This is a genomic window from Polyangium fumosum, assembly GCF_005144585.1.
GTDB classification, from domain to species: Bacteria; Myxococcota_A; Polyangia; order Polyangiales; family Polyangiaceae; genus Polyangium; species Polyangium fumosum.
On sequence record NZ_SSMQ01000020.1, the window covers coordinates 1 to 16,597 of the forward strand.

Annotated in this window: 18 protein-coding genes; 8 read left to right on the forward strand and 10 right to left on the reverse strand. The window is 68.6% G+C overall.

What is annotated here, in order from left to right; genetic code table 11:
- Positions 1 to 712 (forward strand): formylglycine-generating enzyme family protein (locus tag E8A74_RS20035; protein WP_136930644.1); only part of this gene is annotated, 712 nt, incomplete at its 5' end.
- 366 nt (positions 713 to 1,078) lie between these two features.
- Here E8A74_RS20035 and E8A74_RS20040 read toward each other — a convergent pair.
- The 3 genes from E8A74_RS20040 to E8A74_RS20050 are packed head-to-tail and all read right to left on the reverse strand — an operon-like array spanning position 1,079 to position 3,197.
- Positions 1,079 to 1,957, reverse strand: coding sequence for an SGNH/GDSL hydrolase family protein (locus tag E8A74_RS20040; protein WP_136930645.1), 879 nt, complete (start codon positions 1,955 to 1,957; stop codon positions 1,079 to 1,081).
- Complete coding sequence (locus tag E8A74_RS20045) at positions 1,957 to 2,502, reverse strand: hypothetical protein (RefSeq protein ID WP_136930646.1); 546 nt, start codon at positions 2,500 to 2,502, stop codon at positions 1,957 to 1,959. Before E8A74_RS20045 ends, E8A74_RS20040 begins: the two co-directional genes overlap by 1 nt.
- Positions 2,499 to 3,197, reverse strand: coding sequence for a hypothetical protein (locus E8A74_RS20050; RefSeq protein ID WP_136930647.1), 699 nt, complete (start codon positions 3,195 to 3,197; stop codon positions 2,499 to 2,501). Before E8A74_RS20050 ends, E8A74_RS20045 begins: the two co-directional genes overlap by 4 nt.
- A gap of 64 nt (positions 3,198 to 3,261) precedes the next feature.
- On the opposite strand from E8A74_RS20050, the gene E8A74_RS20055 reads away from it, so the two are divergent.
- The 5 genes from E8A74_RS20055 (at position 3,262) to E8A74_RS20075 (ending at position 7,310) form a co-directional block, all read left to right on the forward strand.
- On the forward strand, positions 3,262 to 4,164 hold the full coding sequence (locus E8A74_RS20055) for a hypothetical protein (RefSeq protein ID WP_136930648.1): 903 nt from the start codon (positions 3,262 to 3,264) through the stop codon (positions 4,162 to 4,164).
- A 2-nt stretch (positions 4,165 to 4,166) separates the two neighbouring features.
- Complete coding sequence (locus E8A74_RS20060; RefSeq protein WP_136930649.1) at positions 4,167 to 4,988, forward strand: ATP-grasp domain-containing protein; 822 nt, start codon at positions 4,167 to 4,169, stop codon at positions 4,986 to 4,988.
- Between the two features lie 71 nt (positions 4,989 to 5,059).
- Positions 5,060 to 5,584, forward strand: coding sequence for a hypothetical protein (locus tag E8A74_RS20065; protein ID WP_136930650.1), 525 nt, complete (start codon positions 5,060 to 5,062; stop codon positions 5,582 to 5,584).
- Positions 5,585 to 5,672: 88 nt separating this feature from the next.
- Entirely contained in the window at positions 5,673 to 6,770 is a 1,098-nt protein-coding gene (gene ychF, locus E8A74_RS20070; protein ID WP_136930651.1) for a redox-regulated ATPase YchF, read from the forward strand.
- A 231-nt stretch (positions 6,771 to 7,001) separates the two neighbouring features.
- The gene (locus tag E8A74_RS20075) at positions 7,002 to 7,310 is read left to right on the forward strand and encodes a helix-turn-helix domain-containing protein (RefSeq protein ID WP_136930652.1); all 309 of its coding nucleotides are present in this window, start codon (positions 7,002 to 7,004) and stop codon (positions 7,308 to 7,310) included.
- Between the two features lie 275 nt (positions 7,311 to 7,585).
- Here the strand turns inward: E8A74_RS20075 and E8A74_RS20080 are convergent, their stop codons facing one another.
- The 5 genes from E8A74_RS20080 to E8A74_RS54020 form a co-directional block, all read right to left on the reverse strand.
- On the reverse strand, positions 7,586 to 8,173 hold the full coding sequence (locus E8A74_RS20080) for a hypothetical protein (protein WP_170229245.1): 588 nt from the start codon (positions 8,171 to 8,173) through the stop codon (positions 7,586 to 7,588).
- Entirely contained in the window at positions 8,139 to 8,774 is a 636-nt protein-coding gene (locus E8A74_RS20085; protein WP_136930654.1) for a hypothetical protein, read from the reverse strand. Before E8A74_RS20085 ends, E8A74_RS20080 begins: the two co-directional genes overlap by 35 nt.
- 2 nt (positions 8,775 to 8,776) lie before the next feature.
- Entirely contained in the window at positions 8,777 to 10,015 is a 1,239-nt protein-coding gene (locus E8A74_RS20090; protein ID WP_136930655.1) for a peptidase associated/transthyretin-like domain-containing protein, read from the reverse strand.
- Between the two features lie 32 nt (positions 10,016 to 10,047).
- Complete coding sequence (locus E8A74_RS54015; protein ID WP_269749881.1) at positions 10,048 to 10,647, reverse strand: RNA polymerase sigma factor; 600 nt, start codon at positions 10,645 to 10,647, stop codon at positions 10,048 to 10,050.
- Between the two features lie 127 nt (positions 10,648 to 10,774).
- Positions 10,775 to 10,990, reverse strand: a complete 216-nt coding sequence (locus E8A74_RS54020; RefSeq protein ID WP_211365404.1) for a hypothetical protein — start codon at positions 10,988 to 10,990, stop codon at positions 10,775 to 10,777.
- Between the two features lie 780 nt (positions 10,991 to 11,770).
- Between E8A74_RS54020 and E8A74_RS20100 the strand changes: the two genes are divergently transcribed.
- Both E8A74_RS20100 and E8A74_RS20105 read left to right on the forward strand, forming a co-directional pair.
- Positions 11,771 to 12,646, forward strand: a complete 876-nt coding sequence (locus E8A74_RS20100; protein ID WP_136930656.1) for a hypothetical protein — start codon at positions 11,771 to 11,773, stop codon at positions 12,644 to 12,646.
- Positions 12,647 to 12,812: 166 nt separating this feature from the next.
- Positions 12,813 to 13,124, forward strand: coding sequence for a BPTI/Kunitz domain-containing protein (locus tag E8A74_RS20105; protein WP_170229246.1), 312 nt, complete (start codon positions 12,813 to 12,815; stop codon positions 13,122 to 13,124).
- A gap of 48 nt (positions 13,125 to 13,172) precedes the next feature.
- Here the strand turns inward: E8A74_RS20105 and E8A74_RS54025 are convergent, their stop codons facing one another.
- Complete coding sequence (locus tag E8A74_RS54025) at positions 13,173 to 15,581, reverse strand: TolB family protein (RefSeq protein ID WP_211365405.1); 2,409 nt, start codon at positions 15,579 to 15,581, stop codon at positions 13,173 to 13,175.
- Positions 15,582 to 15,824: 243 nt separating this feature from the next.
- Entirely contained in the window at positions 15,825 to 16,451 is a 627-nt protein-coding gene (locus E8A74_RS20115) for a hypothetical protein (RefSeq protein ID WP_136930658.1), read from the reverse strand.
- Between the last annotated feature and the right edge of the window lie 146 nt (positions 16,452 to 16,597).

Consider the following 16,597-nt stretch of genomic DNA (forward strand, 5'->3'; position numbering starts at 1 on the left):
GTCGGCGGCCCCCGTCGCGAGCGCGGCGCCGCAGCCAACCGCCGCGGCCACGCCGGCGCCGCCGAGCGTGCCGGACACCGGCGGATGCCCGGCCGGAATGGTCCGCATCAAGGGCGGCTCCTTCAAGCTCGCCGCGATCAAGGCCCAGGTGACCGTGAAGGACTATTGCCTCGACGTGAACCTGGCCACGACGGATCAATATGCGGCGTGCGTGCAATCGAAGAAATGCAACGACGGCGCCGTCAAGGTCTGCGATCCCTCGACGTACGGCGCGGAGGGGAAAGGGAACCTGCCGATGATCTGCATCGACTTCACGCAGGCGACCGACTACTGCAAAGCGCAAAACAAGCGCCTTCCCAGCGGCGAGGAATGGGAGTGGGCGGCGCGCGGCGGCCCGGAAGCATGGACGTACCCCTGGGGGAACGAGCCGCCCGCGGAGCAGCTCTGCTGGTCCGGAAAGACGAAGCGAAACGAACCCTGCCCGATCGGCAGCTTCCCGGCCGGCGCGAACCCGCAAGGGGTGCTGGATCTCGCGGGCAACATCTTTCAATGGACCACGACGGGCAACGACGTCGTGAGCTCGGCCCGCTTCGGGCGTGGCGGGAGCTGGCGCGACAGCGGGGACGAGGTCAAAGCCGGGAAGACGGCCGTCTTCAAGACGACGTACCGCTGCGGCTACCTCGGGGTCCGCTGCGCGATGAGCGCGCCTTGAGGGCGTAGCGCCGGGGCGCTGCCCCGGACCCCGCGGGGGCTGTCCGCCCCTCGACCCGGACCAGGCACGGCCTGGACCGAAGGTGGAAGAACTGCGCTCCGCGCAGTTCTTCCAACGGGCCCGTGGCAAGACCATGGAGGTGCGTCTTAAGCTGGCGACGTGTGCGTTGCCAGTTGAACCCGCAGCGCTGCTGCCTTGGTTGGCAAGGTCGTTGAGGGTCTTGACTGGCGGCTGTTCGATGAACTGCGCACCGCGCAGTTCATCGACCCCGGGTCCAGCGCCTCGCTGGTCCGGGTCCAGGGGCGGACAGCCCCGGTGGGGTCTGGGGCAAAGCCCCAGCTCCGCGCCTCGCAGGGAACCATCCTCTCAAAGCCCCCCATCGCGCTCCTCGCGCGCGAAACGCCTGAGCTCGCCGAGGACCCATCGCGCGGTCTCCTCGGCGCCCACGCCGTCGAAATGCAGACCATCGGGCCGGATGGGCTGGCCGTCGCTGTCGATGCGGCACGCGGGGGTCGGGCAGACGTGCCCCATCAAATCGAGCACGGGCCATCTGCGCTTCCGGGCGGCCCGCTCGAGCATCTCGTTGAAGCAATCGACCCGGGCTGGGACGTCTCCGTGCCGCCAGTCCTTGATGGGATAAGGGACCCGCGTCAGCACGATGCGGCCTGCGTTCGTGCCCATTCCGTCGGCGAGCTCGAAGATGCGCTTCTCGTAGGAGGCTTGCCAGGCCGGCTCGCAGGCTTTCTCGTTGAAGAAGGCGCCGCCCATGACGACGAGCGTCATGTCGGGGTGCAGCTCGGCGGCGTCCCGGACCCAGTGCTCCGAGCAGCTCGTCCCCCGCACGGTCTTGCCCTTCTCGATGCGTGTCTTGGCCTCGAAGATGGAACAATCGCCGACCCCACGAAGGGCGACGAACGTCCCTGCCTCCTCTTGCCGATAGCGGAGTGCCATGCCGAGGAAGTTCGACACCGAGTCGCCGACGACGAGAAGGCGCAGCGTGCCCGGCCGGAGTGCCTCCCGGGGCGGGAGCGCGGCCGTCGGCACGGAGAAGGGGGTGGGGTAGGAAAGGGGCGGGGGCGCCGCGACAGGGGCCGGAGCGGGCGGCGGCGGGGCGGGCGTGAGGGGGGTGGGGGCCGGCGGCTGTCGGAGCAGGAAAAACGCCGCCGCGGCGAGCCCGAGCAAGAGCCCGAGCATGAGCCATGGTGCTTCGCGCCTGCGCACCGAAGAGGCTCCCCGCTTCGCCATCACGGGATGTACGACAGCGGCCCTTCTCGTTCGAGCAGGAAATAACTCGGCGTATTCACCCGGGCGAGGCCGAGATCGAGGTACGTCCAGCCGAGCAGGCGCTCCACGCGCCCCTCGTCGAGCGAGACGAGCGGATCGCGCCCCAGGCGAATCGGATCGAAACGAGGGTTTTCGTGGGCCCGGTTGTAATCGATCACCAGGCCGTGCCGCGCGGCCACGGGTATGTCGTAGGCGCGCCCGTCGCCTACCTCGTAAAACCCGAAACATCGCGGTTTGCCCTTCGCGTCGCGCATGGGCTCGCGCGGGCCGTCGAGCCCCGCCTGCTGCATGCGGACGTTCCAGCCGCGCAGCGCGCCCGTCCTCGGATCGCGGTGGAAGGTCTTGCGGAAGGTCAGCCACGTGAGCGCGACGATCGGCGCGGGCAGCCCGAGCGAAACGCCGCGGTACTCGCTGTCGTCGAGCGCGCTCGGATCGATCGGGTGGCCCCGCTCCAGCAGGGAACGAAGCTCGGCGTGCGAGAGCGTGAGGAAGTCTTTTGTCGTCATGCCATCCCCGCTTCGTATTCGTAGGCGCCGAGATCGATTTCGCCGCGCAGGAGCGCCGGGATCGCCTCGTCCCAGGTGGCGGGCATTCGCGCGCACCAGCGCAGGTAGCCGGTGAACGAGGTGTCCGGATCGTCGGCCTCGTGCGGCGCGAGGCGCACGCCGTGCGCGAGCGCGTGCTCCACGGCCGCGAGCAGGTTCTCGTGGTAGCCCTCGAACACCACGAGATCCCGTAGCCATTCGGCGCGCGGATCCTCGCCGTTCACCACGCGCCGCACGCGCTCGCCGAGCTCTTCGAGGGCGCCGGGGTGGATGCCGAGCAGCTCGAGGTCGTAGGCGAACTGATTCGCGTCGTGGTGCGCGCCGAGCAGGTGGCGCAAGATGCGCTCGCGCGAGCTCGCGAGGCCGGAGAAATCGAGCGGGGCGATCGCGCGCTCCCGCAGGAGGAACGGGAAGCGGAGCGGGCGGTAGGCGAGCAGGCGCGCGCGGAGCGTGGGGCGGACGTGATGCTCGGTGCACGTGCCGATGGTCTCGGGCCGCGTCGCGAGGCGCACCCACATGCGAATCACGCCGAGCGAGATTTGCACGAGGTTCGGTGCGCGCGGCACGAGGCCGGATTCTTCCACGCGCGCGAGGTTTTCGGCGATGCGCCGCGGGAACAGGAGCAGCGCGCCGGTCCACAACGGGTCGTTTGTCACGAGGGCCTCCCTGGTTGCGTGCTTACCACCTTGACGACGCAGAGGACACCGGTATCGTCGCGCCGTGCGATCGTCCTGGATGCCATCGAGCGGCTGCGCCCTCGTGATGTGCGTGCTCGGGTGTGGGGCTTCTTCGCAGCACGCCGCCCCGGCCCCTTCCGCGCCGACGACGTTGTCGAATCGGCCCGATCGTCTGAGCCGCATCGAGCGAGGCGTCCCTGGCGCCACGCTCGAGGACGCGCCGATATGCGCGCGGTTCGACGTGAAGGCGAGCATCGAATCGGGGGCGCGCCACATCCGTTACGAGCTTCGCGTGCGCCGCGCCGCGGGCGGCGACATCGAGTTCCAGGTGTTCCCTCGGGAGATGGATCCGGCGCCCCACGCGGCGTCCCCGGCGTCGTACCCGTCGGAGCTCGCGAAGATCGTCTCGATGCGGGGCACGGCGCGTGAATCGGAAAGCGCGGGGATCCGGGACGTGGTGCTCGTCGCGGAGCCGATGGTCACCGAGCTCATGCTGGAGCAGGTCTTCGAAACCGACGCCCCGGACGCGCTCCTGCACCTCGTCGTCCCGGACCTCCCGCGAGCCGGCGAGGGATGGGCGTGGGAGAAGGACGAACCGAAACAAACGCGCCCGATCTTCATCCAAGGGGAGCGGACGTCGTTGGTCGCGGACAGGCGGCCTGCGCGGACCCTCCAATGGCGTGGCGTCACCCCAGCGCGAAAGGCCGCGGGAATCGAGGTGAAGATCGACTGGACGTCGCGCGCGCCGCAGCAAACGTGGGCCGGGGCCACGCTCGAAGGGTGGGACGACGTCGGCACCGATGAAGGTCGTTATGGGGCGGACGGGTTCGTCGAGGAGCTCCGCACGACGTGGTCTTCGACGATCACCTACGCCGTGGCCGGTCAGCGCAGGGTCGAAAAGGTCAAAGACGAGCGGTCCATCACCCGCATAGGGTCCTGCCTCTGATCGTGCAGCCGCGTTTCCTCTTCCTCACCGGCGAGCCTGCCGCCACGCTCCCGCTCTTGAAAGAGCGGCCCGCCTGGGCCCCCGTGCTCTCCGCGATCACCTTCGACGTGATCGCCGGGCGCCTCCACCGCCGGAGGAGCGCCACCGACGATTTCCGCGGCGTTATTTATTTCGCCGACGTCCGCGACAAGGACGTCGAGCAGCACAACCTGCGTATCCTCGCTGAAAACAACATTCCCTGCTGGCCCGATCCCGCGGCTTTGCAGGACGCTTCCCAGCGTCACGCGGCGCTCGCCCGCTGCGTCGCCGCGGGGCTCGTCGATCACCCCGTCGTGCAATCGCGGTTCACCCGCGAGCCGCTCCTGCCCTTTCCCTACGTGCTCAAGATTGGCGAGGAGCATCGAGGGGAAGGAAAGCACCTCATCCGGTCGGCGCGGGACATCCCGCCGTGGGACGGAATTGCGACGGCGGAGCCGTTTTTCGACGGGGAATCGGTGCGCGTGCTCCTGCTCGGGGATCACGCGTTCGGCGTGCGAATCCAGAATGAGAGCACCTGGATCAAGAACGCGCCCGGCGCTTCGTTCGAGGCGTGGGCGCCGGACGAGGCCATCGTCGCGCACGCGCGCCGGGCGGCCCGGCTCTTCGGGCTCACGGTCGCCGGCGTCGATTACGTGCTCGATCGCGGTGGCCCCCATTTCATTGAGCTGAATCCATTCCCACGCGTCGGCCTCTCCAGCGAGAGCGCCACTCTCGCGCGAGAGATATTCCGCAACGCGATGGACGCCGTCGAAGCCGCGGCGCGTGCGGCCGGACGGATCGGCTGAGACATACAATCGCGCAACGTCCGCTTGCCCTTACTGCATAACGGGCTATGCTCCTGTTTAGGGAGGATGCCATGCAACACGTGCTTTTCGCCTTGTTCGATAACGAGAAAGACGCCGAGACGTGCATGCAGGTCGTGCGCGCATTGCCCGGGCTTTCCGAGGCGTGCACGGTGCTCTTGCACCACGACAAGGTGAATCGGCACGACGTGCCGCTCGCCGAGACGAGCGCGCGGGAAGGCGTCACCACAGGCGCGCTCGTCGGCTCGGCAGCCGGCGGCCTCCTCACCGGGCTCGTGCTCGGGCCGCTCGGCTTCATCGCGGCGGGGCCGCTCGCCGCGGCGCTGTTCGGCATTCTCGGCGGCGGCGCGGCCGGGGCGCTCGGCGGCGGGCTCGTCGGCGCGGGGGAGCCCGATCCGGTGCTCAAGGACGTCGAGCGGGAGGTCAAGGCGGGCAAGGTGCTGCTCTCGGTCGAGGTCGAGAACGCGACCCAGGCCGACGACATCGAGCGGATCTGCCTCGACCACCACGGGCGCATCGCGCGCAAGCCCGTCTTCGGCTTCTGGAGCGACCGGCTGCATCGGCACGACGCGGCCTGAAAAGCCGCTCGCTCGCCGGCTCGGGGGGTGGTGCGTCTGCCTCGGACGTGCTAGGTCGCGCGGCCCTCTTTACCCCCCGAACTGCGCCATGGCCCTGAAAGTCGCGATCGTCGGTCTGCCGAACGTCGGCAAGTCCACCCTCTTCAACGCCCTGACCCAGACGGCGGCCGCGCAGGCTGCCAACTACCCGTTCTGCACCATCGAGCCGAACGTCGGTGACGTGGCCGTGCCCGAGCCGCGGCTCGACAAGCTGGCGGCGCTCGCCAGCTCGAAGGAGATCATCCCGGCCCGCATCAACTTCGTCGACGTGGCGGGCCTCGTGCGCGGCGCGTCCAAGGGCGAGGGCTTGGGCAACCAGTTCCTGGCCAACATCCGCGACTGCGACGCCGTCGCCTTCGTCGCCCGGTGCTTCCAGAACGACGACGTCACGCACGTCGAGGGGCGCGTCGACCCGCTCGCCGATCTCGACATCATCGAGACCGAGCTGATGCTGGCGGACATCGACAGCCTGGAGAAACGCATCCCCAACCTGGAGAAGCGGATCCGCGGCGGAGACAAGGAGGGCGCGAGCACGCTGCGTCTCCTCAAGCTCGCGCTGGAGCAGCTCCACGCGGGCCGGCCTGCGTTCACGGCGAAGGTCGAGCCCGACGATCAGAAGGCGTGGCGCATGCTGCAGCTCCTGACCGCGAAGCCCGCGCTGTACGTGTGCAACGTCGACGAGGCCGCGGCCGCGGCGGGCAACGCCCTGTCGGCGAAGGTGGCCGAGCGCGCGGCGAAGGACGGCGCGAAGTCCGTGGTGATCTCGGCGCAGATCGAGGCGGAGGTCGCCCAGCTCGGCGCCGCCGAGCGCGCGGAGTTCCTGGAGACCCTGGGGCTCACGGAGCCCGGCCTGAATCGCCTCATCCGCGAGGCGTATGCGCTGCTCGGGCTCCAGACGTATTTCACGGTCGGCCCGAAGGAGGCGCGCGCCTGGACGATCCCGATCGGCGCGACCGCGCCGCAGTCCGCGGGCGAGATCCATACGGATTTCGAGAAGGGCTTCATCTGCGCCGAGACCATCGCCTACGACGATTTCGTCAAGTTCGGCGGCGAGGGCGGCGCGGCGCAGGCCGGCAAGATGCGCAAGGAAGGGAAGGCATACGTCGTCAAGGACGGCGACGTGATGCATTTCCATTTCAACGTCTGACCCGAGCCGCACCCAAAGCCGCCGCGCGGCCCGCGCGCGTGGCTGTCCCCCACCTCGTTCGCGCCATGGTGTGACGGGTTCAAAAAAACCGGTTCCCACATGCGCGGCGGTTCGCCAACGTTTGTCCCGGGGTTTGTCTTTCCGCAGCGTCCATGGTAGGAGGCTCAGCACCCTTACGCGTGAGCAGGGAGAACGACAGTGCCCCGAAGAACGGAACCCGATGTCTTTTGCATGAAGGTCGGCGCGCGCATTCGTGCGCTACGAAAGGAGCGCGGCATGTCCTTGCAGGACCTCGCCGAGGCTTCGGCGACATCAAAAGGCCATCTGTCGAGCATCGAGCACGGCCTGGCGGCGATCACCATCCAGACCGTCGGGCGGATCGCGCATGCGCTCGGCGTGCCGTCGCTGTGCGTCGTCACCTTTCCGGAGGACGGCGAGCTGGATCGGATCGCGGACCTCGCTCGCAAGCTGGACCCGAAGGAACGCCGGACGCTTCGCAAGGAACTGGAAGTGCGCATGAGGCAGAAGCGCACGACGTGATCTGCCAGTCACGTTCCGGTGCCGCCTTCCTCGTGGGCCGCCAGAACGTCACCGCTGCCTGAGATCGAGGACCCACGACCGGCAGAAGAGGGCGATGGAGGCGAGAGGTGCTTGCCCAGATACACGCGCCCTCATCGCCCACTTCTGCCGGTCGTCGAGTCCTCGGTCGTGCAGCACGCGCGCCCGCCGGAGGCCCGCGTCTCGCCCTTCACCTGCACTACGTGACCGGGGAGGCGATCCGGATCGATGAACGCGAAAAAAAGCGGGCGTAGGTCCTACGCGGGCGGCAGGTCGAACGGCGCGAGGCAGCAGAACGTCACGACCTCTGCAGGGTCTTCCGAGGCCGCGCCCGTCGGCTCTCCGCCCGTTGCGAGGGAGAGGCCGGGCACGTAGGAGAGGTCGGAGATCGCCTTGCTCCCGAGTGCTCCGCCAGGTGGCGAAACGTTCACGCACTGATCCACGAACGACGAGATCGCGTTCTTGTGTGCCTCGACCGTGCACGCCGCGTCGCCGTACAAGTGCAACTTGCCTTTGCACCCGCTCCCCACAGGCTCCCCGCCGCACGTGCATGCCGTGCAGCCGCGCGTGTCGACCGGCAACTCCCCGTAGAGATGGATGGGGTTGTAGCGATCGTAGTTCCCAGGGCACTTCTCGTGCTTCCCGCGGAGCGCGACGCACTGGAGAAACGGGGACGGCAGATCGTACATGCATCGGTGCGTGGACGTCTCGCACGTGCCCTCGCGCTCCTTCGCTTCGCAGGCGAGGCCGATCCACTTCCAGTCGGTCGTGGTCGTGAAGCTGGCCGGCTTCGTGAGGGATGGGCAGGACTCACTCGTCGGGCCGGGGAGCGGCGAGGCCCCCACCGACTGCGCGCAAGGCTCGCCGCCGCAGTCCGCTCCCGCCGGCAGGGCGTTCATGCTCGTGCACGAGCCGTCCCAGCCGGCGGGTCCGCCAAAAGGGAGCGCGGAGGCCCCGTCCTCCGCGCACGTGCCGGCGCGGACTTCGATCGTCTCGGGGAGCTTGGTGCATGACCCCTCCCGCGTCCGGGCACGTGCACGCGCACGCCGCGGGCGGCGCTTCGAGGAACGCATAGCGGCGGTACTTTTCGATAAACTCCACGTTGTCGCCGTAGCCGCCCAGCTTGCGTGCCTCGTCGCAGTTCGCGGGCGCGAGCTCACGCGGCCCGAACCAGAGCAACATCGGCGTGCGTGGCCAGTCGCCGGCCGACGCGCCGCTCGGCTCGGGGACGCAACGGCCGGGGCAGATGGCGGCTTGGGCCCCGTCGGGCTCGTCGGCGCCGGCCTCCGCGTCGCCTGCGTCGGTGCCGGCGTCCGGGATGCACTCGGGCGCCGGGAAAAACGAGTCGGGATCACACTCGACAGGAACGAAGGACGGAGGCGCCGTACAGGAGGCGCCGATCACACCGAAGGACAAAACGAACACCAAAAAATACATCTTGTGCATGTTCAAAACTCCCAACCTCCACCGAGCTGTGCGCCGAACATAACCGGCGGCTGATCCGCGAGGACTGTTGGTCCAACAACCACTTTCACGCCGCTCGACAGTGCGAGAACATCAACTGCCGCCTGGAGCGCGAAGGACTCCGTCACGCGAACCTTGGCGCCGACGCGGCCCCCCACGCCGGGCTTGACAAACGAATGATTCGCGCGGTTGTAGCCCTGGCCCGTGATGTCGACATTGAGCACCCCCAGGTGCCCGAGGGCGCACCCGAAAAACCATTTGTAGTGTCCGCAGACGCTCGCGAGCGCGCCCGCCGTCATCGCGTTGATCGGTCTGTCCGCGATGCCTGACGTCAGCCACGCGCCGCGCCCCTCGAGCCCGAGCGACACGTACTCGCTCGGCCGCAAACTCGCCCCCACGACCAACCCCACTGCCGGCTTCCATGACGCCACGCCAAACACCACGACCGGCCCCGCGCCGATCGAGCCCCGCATGCCTTTTTTTTCTCCGTCGCCTCGGTTCGTCGCCGGATTGTCGTCGTCCGCGTACGGGTCCTCCTGCTTCGACAACTTCGTCTCGCCCGCCACCACCGCGGGGGCGACGATCTTCGGCGGCTTCTTCTTCGGCGCATACACTGCTGGCTCGGACGGAGGGGGCGCGGGCAGCGGCTTGAGCGTGATCCGCACCGGCCGGTCCTCGCCCTTCAGCGCCGTGAACGTCTCCACGGCTTCCTTGTATCCATCGAGCTTCGCGCGAACCACGTGCTCGCCCGCGCGGACGAAGAACCACGATGCCGTGTGCCCGCCCGTATCCTTCGGCTCCCCGTCGAGCGTCACCTGCGCGCCCGCGTGCGACACGATGAGCTCGATCCAGGATCCTTGCGCGCGCGCCACTTCGTGCGCCTTGAAGAATCCTTCACGCTCCTTCGGCGTCGTCGACGCGCGGTGAATCGCGTCCAGCAGAAGCTCGGGGGCGAGCTCGGGGCGACCGAGCTGCACGAACAGCACTCCGAGCCGCCCGTCGACGAGCGGATCGGAGCGCACGTCGAGCGCGGCCATGTAGGCCCTCGCCGCCGCGCGGAGATGGCCCGCCGTGCGCTCGTGATCCCCGAGAGATGCGAGCGCACGGAAGCGCATGTCGTCCGCGCTCTCTTCGCCCTCCTCCGTGGTGTCGATCGGGGACTCTGCCCATGCGGGCGACACGAATCCGCAAAGGAGAACCGAGACGAGTCCGAGACGGCGCATCCCCGCGAAATAACGCGACCCCATGGCAGCGTCTACCAGGACCAACCCTTCCCACCGACCGGAGAATGCCGTCGCGACGAGGGCTTCACGACGAACGGATCGGGCGATGGCGCAGTCCTCTGCGCAGGCGTCGTCAGCGGCGGCGACGAAAGCGGCGGCGACGAAAGCGGCGGCGACGAAAGCGGCGGCGACGAAAGCGGCGGCGACGAAAGCGGCGACGGCGTGGGGGCTGTCGCCGAGCCCGACACCTCCGCCGCCTTTGCCACGCCTGCCGCCGACGCCCCGATGACGTGCGTAGCGCCGGTCGCGACGGCAGGCGCTTCCGGCGGCAGGGGCCGGTACAGGGCGAAGAACAGCGACGCGAGGAGCAAGTGCCCGAACGGGTACACGTAGTCGACCAGCCTGCGCACGAGGGCACGGCGGCGGAAGAAGGCGAGCGGCACGGCGCCGAGGTACTGCTCCTTCGGACCGAGGGCGCGCTGCATGTTCGTGCGCGCCGCGAGGAGCCTCGATTTGACGGTACCGAGCGGGATGTCGAGCAGCTCGGCCGCCTCCGAGCACGAGCACTCGGCGAGGTCGACGAGGATGAGCACGGCGAGCTGCTCCGGCGAAAGTGTCATCAACGCCCACAGGAGCGCGCGGCGGGCCTCGAAACGAAAGGTTCCCTCTTCCGGGGACGCGTCAGGCGTCGCCGTGCGCTCGGCATCCCCGAGGTCCGGACAGAAGTGCTCGCGCTCGCGCCGTGCCCGGCGCTTCTCCTCACTGCGGAGGGTTCTTGGCGATGCCGAACAAAAAGGGACGCACCCCGTCGGGGTGGGGCGTGTAGTCGGAGAGGGCCGCGAAGGCCCGCAGCATGAGCTCCTGCATCCTGTCGGTCGCGAGGGCGTCCGACCGACGTTGCAGAAGACCTGCCACCTGGGAACGAAGCGCGACCAGCTCGGTCGTGAGCGGAGAGGGGATCGTAGCGCGCGCCATGTTCCCCCTACATGATCGGGCGACGCGTTTGGATCGAAGGAATCGGCCGGTGCCTGGCGGTCCTTGTGCATGCAGCCCGCGAACAGGCGCAAGAGACATCTCGACCCTGACAGATGCAGTAACGGACCACGCGCGGCATCATGCGCAATCGCTCACGTCCTTGCGGAACGGGCATCGACGCCCCGCGCGTCCATCCCTCGCCGCGCCGAACGACCTCTGCGTCCGCAGCCGCCCCCTGTTCTGCCGCGGAACATCCTTCCTTTCCGGCGGCCACCCACCCCGATCGCGCCTCACCTGCCTGGGGGCGACGCGGCCGCCCCCAGTTCCGCCTGCGAACCATGGCTCGACGTTCGGACCGTCTCCCGTTCGCCCTCACGCCCCGTCCCGAGTACGCCGCGCCGGCCGGCCTCCCGGGCGAAACAATTCCCGGACGCAAATCCCTACCTCTGCTTGTTTCGCGAAACCACGCCCGGCTCCCTCCGCAGCCGCCCCTCCTTCCTCCCTCGAATAGGCCTCGCTCGCCTCCCCCCCCTGTTCCGCGCCGAAACCGCCCCCGGCCTGCCGCGCCCTTCGTCGTTCCGCAGCCAAACAACCCCCGTCCCCCGCAGCCCGTCCCCGTTCACGGTCCCCTGGATCCGCGACCGCCAAACGCGTGGCCGGTTCGGCGCGCGCCCATGACGAGAGCACGACGGCCGCAGCTCGTCCCGGCACAGCCGCCACGCGCGTCGGTCATGCAAAACCCTGTTGCATCATCCGGAGCGGCTGAGTACGGTGGCCGAGATGAGTGTTCGCGTTCTCAGTTATCGTATCGCCCTATTCACCCTCCTGCGAGAGCTTCAATACACCCTGGCGCAAGCCCTCCAAGAGCCGTTGGCGGCACCCCATCTGCCGATCTTCCAGGCGCTCCGCGAGGAGTGGAAGATCATTCTTCTCGAAGAAATCGCGCTCCTCGACCTCTTGTCGCTCGCGCAAGCCGCGGTCGACAGGGCAGACGGGGGGCTCGACACGTTCGCCGGTCGCGTCTCGCGCACCGTCGACGATCACACGCATGGCAATACACGCAAGCAACTACGGACGGCCCTCTTCAAGAACAAGCCGCTCGGGAAATTCCGGCGGCCCGTGCTCGGCGGGCAGCTCGCAGCCATGGCCGATTGGAGCGATACCCTCATGAAGTGCGGCGTGCCGGCGCTCATCTCCTTCGCGCCCGAGGCCGACACGCTCATCGCTGCGGGGCGAAACGCCGAGGAGCTGCGCAAGAAGGCGCAGGGCAAGAACCGCGATTTCCGCGACATCGGCATGCGCAAGCAGTTCATCGACAAGGTCAATGCAGCCCGCAAGGAGTCCCACGGCGGGCTCGCAAAGCTGCCCTTTCAGGACACCACGCTGCCGCCGGACTTCGCCGACAGCTTCTTCTATAGCGATCCCCCGCGAGAGGAGGAGGAGACGATCGACGAGGTCAAGACGTCGATCGCCGAGCTCCTGGCCCAGCTCGAAGAGCGTCAGGCCCTCCTGAAGAAGCTGGAAGAAGAGGCCGAGGCCGAGGCCAAGGCTGCCGCGGAGCAAGCGGCGCAAGCGCAGGCCGCCGAGGACCTGGAGGCGCAGGCGCGCGCGCTGCTCGCGCAAGCCGCGGCGCTCAAGGCAAAGATCAAGAACTGACCACTCCCGCGGAGGCTTCTGCTTCGGCCTCCGCCTGTTCCGCCTCTGCTTCCACCTATCCAAGCGCACGAGGACGCCCCAGCCAGGGGACACCGTGGACGTGCGCATTATGTTTCGACCGAGCGGGCTCGCCGGCATGGCTCCGCTCGAAATGGAGAGGTGTACCATGAAGCGTGGACTCGCGTGTGTCTTGGCAGCGATTTCGCTCTTGTTCGTGCTGCCCGCGTCGGCGGCGGAGGACGTGGAGGAAAACACTGATCTCGTGGAGGAGCCGCTATCCGCGCAACCGGCGCGGCGGATCTGCAATCAGCCCATCGTGACCGGCCCGTGCCGCGGGGCTTTCCGCCGGTATGCCTTCAACCCGGCCGTCGGCCGGTGCGTGCGTTTCACTTACGGCGGCTGCCAGGGGAACATGAACAACTTCCAGTCCCTGCGCGCCTGCCAGCGGCTCTGCTTCCGCGGCCCCTTCCGGCGGTAATCCCGAGGCGCGGGGGGTCTTTCGGACCCCCGCGCCTTCGCGTGGGCCTTACTTCGGCCCGTCCAGCGTGCAGAACCCGTTCAGGCAGATGAGCTCGGGGTCGCAGCAATCGGCCGCCGTCGTGCACTTGTCGCCTTCGTTCGAGCACATGCCGTTCGGAGGCGTGTCGCCGCAGACGAGGGCGCCGCTGCCCATCGGATCGGGCGAGCAATAGCCGTTGCAGCATTGATCCCCGGACTCGCAGCCGGCGCCGTCGGCGCGGCAGGGCTCCTGCACCCAGAAGCCACGCGCATTGCCGGCGAGCAACTCCTGCGCGGGGAGGTAAAACGCCGGGTGGCTCCCGTCCACGCCCGCCGGCGCGTTGAGATCCACGGCCGCGACCCAGAGCTTCTTCGGCGTGATGTTCGTGAAGAGGTTCACGCCGCGCGGATCGCTGCAGAACGGCGGGATCGTGGCGACGTTGCCGTACATGCGGCGGCTCGTGAAGACGACCCAGGCATACCCACCCGACCCGATCGGGTTCACCGTCGGCTCGTAGTTCAAGTTCACATCGTCGCCGTGGTCCGCATTCATGCCGCCGACCTGCGCGCCGTCACCCGTGCAGGCCATCGCCACGGGTTGCGCGAGCTTCGGCAGGTACACGTTGCCCGCGTCCTTGCCATTGAGCTGGTCGAGCGGCACGGGCGCGGCGCCGTCTTCGCGGACCATCGCGATGTACGCCTTGGCGCCCTTCCTCGTGCGCAGATCCCCGAGGGTGTTGCCGTCGACGCCCGCCGCGATCTGCTGGTGATATACGACAGCCTTGCCGTCCGGGAAAAACGCCGCCCAGCCGGGCCGCGTCTCCGCGGGTTGTCCGGCGTTATCCACGACGACCAATGGGTTCGAGAAGGCGTTCGTCGCCGGATCGAAATCCATCAAGACGAGCTTCTGCCGCGGGGTCGGGATGGACGCGCTCGTCATCGGATTGAACACGACGCGCTTGCCGTCCGGCGAGAACGAGGGCGTCCCGACGTCCGTGGCGGTCCCTGTGAGCCCCGTGCTCGGCACGATCGCACCGCTCGCGAGCGAGACGAGCGTCGCCCCGGTCGTGAGCGCAAGCGCGCCGTCCGGCGTGATGCCCGGGAACGAGCTTCCATTCGGGAGCGATTTCTCCGTCACCATGTTCGGCGCGATATCGTAGGCCCACCGCGTACCGCCGCCGTTGGCCGTGGCCACGAGGCGCGACCCGTCCGCCGCGACGGAATGGCAGACGCGGCACTCCGCCTCCGAGCCGCTCTTGCCCGCCGTGAGCTTGGGCGCCGTGTCGCCGACCTTGATCGAGAGCACCGCGCCGCCGAACATGCCGTCGCCGCCGACGGCGCCGCTCAGGTTTTTCGCGAGTTTCGTCCCATACGAGATGTAATAAATGGCGCCCGAGAGCCGCCCCGGCGCCACGGTCCACGTCTCCGTGATCGGGCCATACGCGACCTCGCCCTTCGCCACCGTGAGGCGCACGATGAGCTGATCGGGCGTGCCGTCGAGCGTCTTTCCGCCCGCCGTATTCGTGGCCATGGCCCAGACGTCCTGCGGGATCGGGTGGCGAAGGAACGGGCGCCCCGTCTGCGCGAGGATCTGCGGCTTGCCGAACGTGCCTTTCCACGAGAACGAGCCGCTCGTGGTGGCGAGATCGATCTTGATGGCGTCGACGTCACCGAGCGTCGATTCCCACTGGAGCAGCGGCGCCGTCATGCCGCGCGGCCAAACGGTGCGATCATACGGATAGAGGAATTTCAGCCCCTCGGCCTGCCCATTGCCGCTTGGCATGTCGAGCGCGGCGATCACGACAGGATTGTCGACGCCGACGCCGAGGCCCTCGCCGCCGACCCCCCCGACGCCGCCGCCCTCCGTGAGCTGCGGGATCGTCGTGGCGATCTGCCCTTGCTGCGCGGGGTTGTTCGGGTCCGCCCCATTTTGCTGTGATGTGAGCTTGACCAGGAGATTCCGCTCGACGACCTGCCCGTTGAGGCCGGCGCGGACGCGGACGACGCCGCCGGCCGTGCCTTTCGGCGTGAACGTCGCCGTGCTCGCCGGTCCCGAAGGGACGCTGCCGATCTCGCCGCGATCGACGCTCCAGCCCGCGCTGATGGGGTTTCCGTCGAGGTACGAGGTGTACGTGACCGTCGGGGTATTTTGACCCGCAACGACCGTGATTTCCTGCGGCGCGCTCGGCAGGACGTCGAAGCCCTGCGTCTGGGTGCCGCCGCTGCCGCCTACGCCCGACGAGGAGCCGACGAAGATATCGCCGCCGTCCCCGCCGATGCCGCCGTTCCCCCCGCTGTTCGAGCCGCCCGCGCCGCCCGTGCCGCTCGACGTGGTCCCGGGCAACCCGGTGGAGCCTCCGCCCCCGCACGCAGCCGCGAGGACCGCGGTGCCGAGGGCCGATACGAGTACAAATCCAAGGCGAGATCGTTGCAACATAAAGGCAATGCTACAGGGGAGGGGAGCGCGGTCGCAAGGGTGAAGGTCGAGGGCGCGCGCGGCACAGCCGTTGCCAAAGCGCGGCTGTATGAGCCACCAATCCTTCATTCCTTGCCTTCTCGACCATGATCCTCGTGTCAGGGGGCCAGTTCTCGAGGCGTCGGCGAGGCGTTCCTCGGCCTCACGCCCGGCGAGCGCGCGCGTCGCTCCGCGCAAGGGAATGGGTGCGTCTCGGCCCGGGCCTCAAGGCATGGCAGGGACAACCGCGCAATGCCCCGCCACGCAATCGGCCTTCCATTCCGATGGATGAATCGGAGCGCATTCCGGGCAGCCCATCTGAGGCGCGCAGACGAGATCGTACATCGCCTGGAGGGAGCTCGACGCGACCGCGACGAGGTCGGGCACACCCCCGGCGCAAGGCTCGCAGCAGTTCATGCCGAACCGCAATGTGCAATCGGCGGCGGTCGTGCATGCGCTGAATGCATGCGCCGCGACGTCGGCCTCGGCGCAGCTCCCAGCCTCGCAATATGCAAAGAGGCCGGGGTTCGGCGCGCCCGCGCAGGCGGGGCAGGCCGAGGGCTCGGGGCAAACGAATGTGTTGTATTCGTCGACGCGATCGACGTGCACCGGCTCGACGTCCGCGAGCGTGGGCTCGCTGCACGTGCCGCAGCAGCTATTCTTGACGAGCGTACACTGGCCGGGCCCGGCGCATGCGCCGAAATTGGGAGCGCCGCCCGCGCCGCCGCTCCCCCCGCCGCCGCCCGCGCCGCCGTTTCCGCCCTCGACCTCGCTCCCGCACGCCATCGGCAGCGCGGCCACGAGGAAGGCCGAAACCAGAACAATTCCCCAATTCGATCGAGGTCGAAGCATGGGGGCCAGCCTACGAACGCGCGCTTGCCCGAGGCAAGGGAGAAGTGCGCGGGGATGTCCTTCCTGGATCCGTCGGGGGCCCCTGTCGTGGTAGGATGCGGGATCCCGGCGCGCGGGCTCGACCGGCGGCCGAGGAGAGGGTAGTC

What these genes read in the sequence shown, in the direction of transcription:
- E8A74_RS20040 (WP_136930645.1), bottom strand. Translation starts at nt 1,957, where the DNA reads ATGGCGAAGCGGGGAGCCTCTTCGGTGCGCAGGCGCGAAGCACCATGG.
- E8A74_RS20045 (WP_136930646.1), bottom strand. Translation starts at nt 2,502, where the DNA reads ATGACGACAAAAGACTTCCTCACGCTCTCGCACGCCGAGCTTCGTTCC.
- E8A74_RS20065 (WP_136930650.1), top strand. Translation starts at nt 5,060, where the DNA reads ATGCAACACGTGCTTTTCGCCTTGTTCGATAACGAGAAAGACGCCGAG.
- ychF (WP_136930651.1), top strand. Translation starts at nt 5,673, where the DNA reads ATGGCCCTGAAAGTCGCGATCGTCGGTCTGCCGAACGTCGGCAAGTCC.
- E8A74_RS20075 (WP_136930652.1), top strand. Translation starts at nt 7,002, where the DNA reads ATGAAGGTCGGCGCGCGCATTCGTGCGCTACGAAAGGAGCGCGGCATG.
- E8A74_RS20085 (WP_136930654.1), bottom strand. Translation starts at nt 8,774, where the DNA reads ATGCACAAGATGTATTTTTTGGTGTTCGTTTTGTCCTTCGGTGTGATC.
- E8A74_RS20090 (WP_136930655.1), bottom strand. Translation starts at nt 10,015, where the DNA reads ATGCGCCGTCTCGGACTCGTCTCGGTTCTCCTTTGCGGATTCGTGTCG.
- E8A74_RS54020 (WP_211365404.1), bottom strand. Translation starts at nt 10,990, where the DNA reads ATGGCGCGCGCTACGATCCCCTCTCCGCTCACGACCGAGCTGGTCGCG.
- E8A74_RS20100 (WP_136930656.1), top strand. Translation starts at nt 11,771, where the DNA reads ATGAGTGTTCGCGTTCTCAGTTATCGTATCGCCCTATTCACCCTCCTG.
- E8A74_RS20105 (WP_170229246.1), top strand. Translation starts at nt 12,813, where the DNA reads ATGAAGCGTGGACTCGCGTGTGTCTTGGCAGCGATTTCGCTCTTGTTC.
- E8A74_RS54025 (WP_211365405.1), bottom strand. Translation starts at nt 15,581, where the DNA reads ATGTTGCAACGATCTCGCCTTGGATTTGTACTCGTATCGGCCCTCGGC.
- E8A74_RS20115 (WP_136930658.1), bottom strand. Translation starts at nt 16,451, where the DNA reads ATGCTTCGACCTCGATCGAATTGGGGAATTGTTCTGGTTTCGGCCTTC.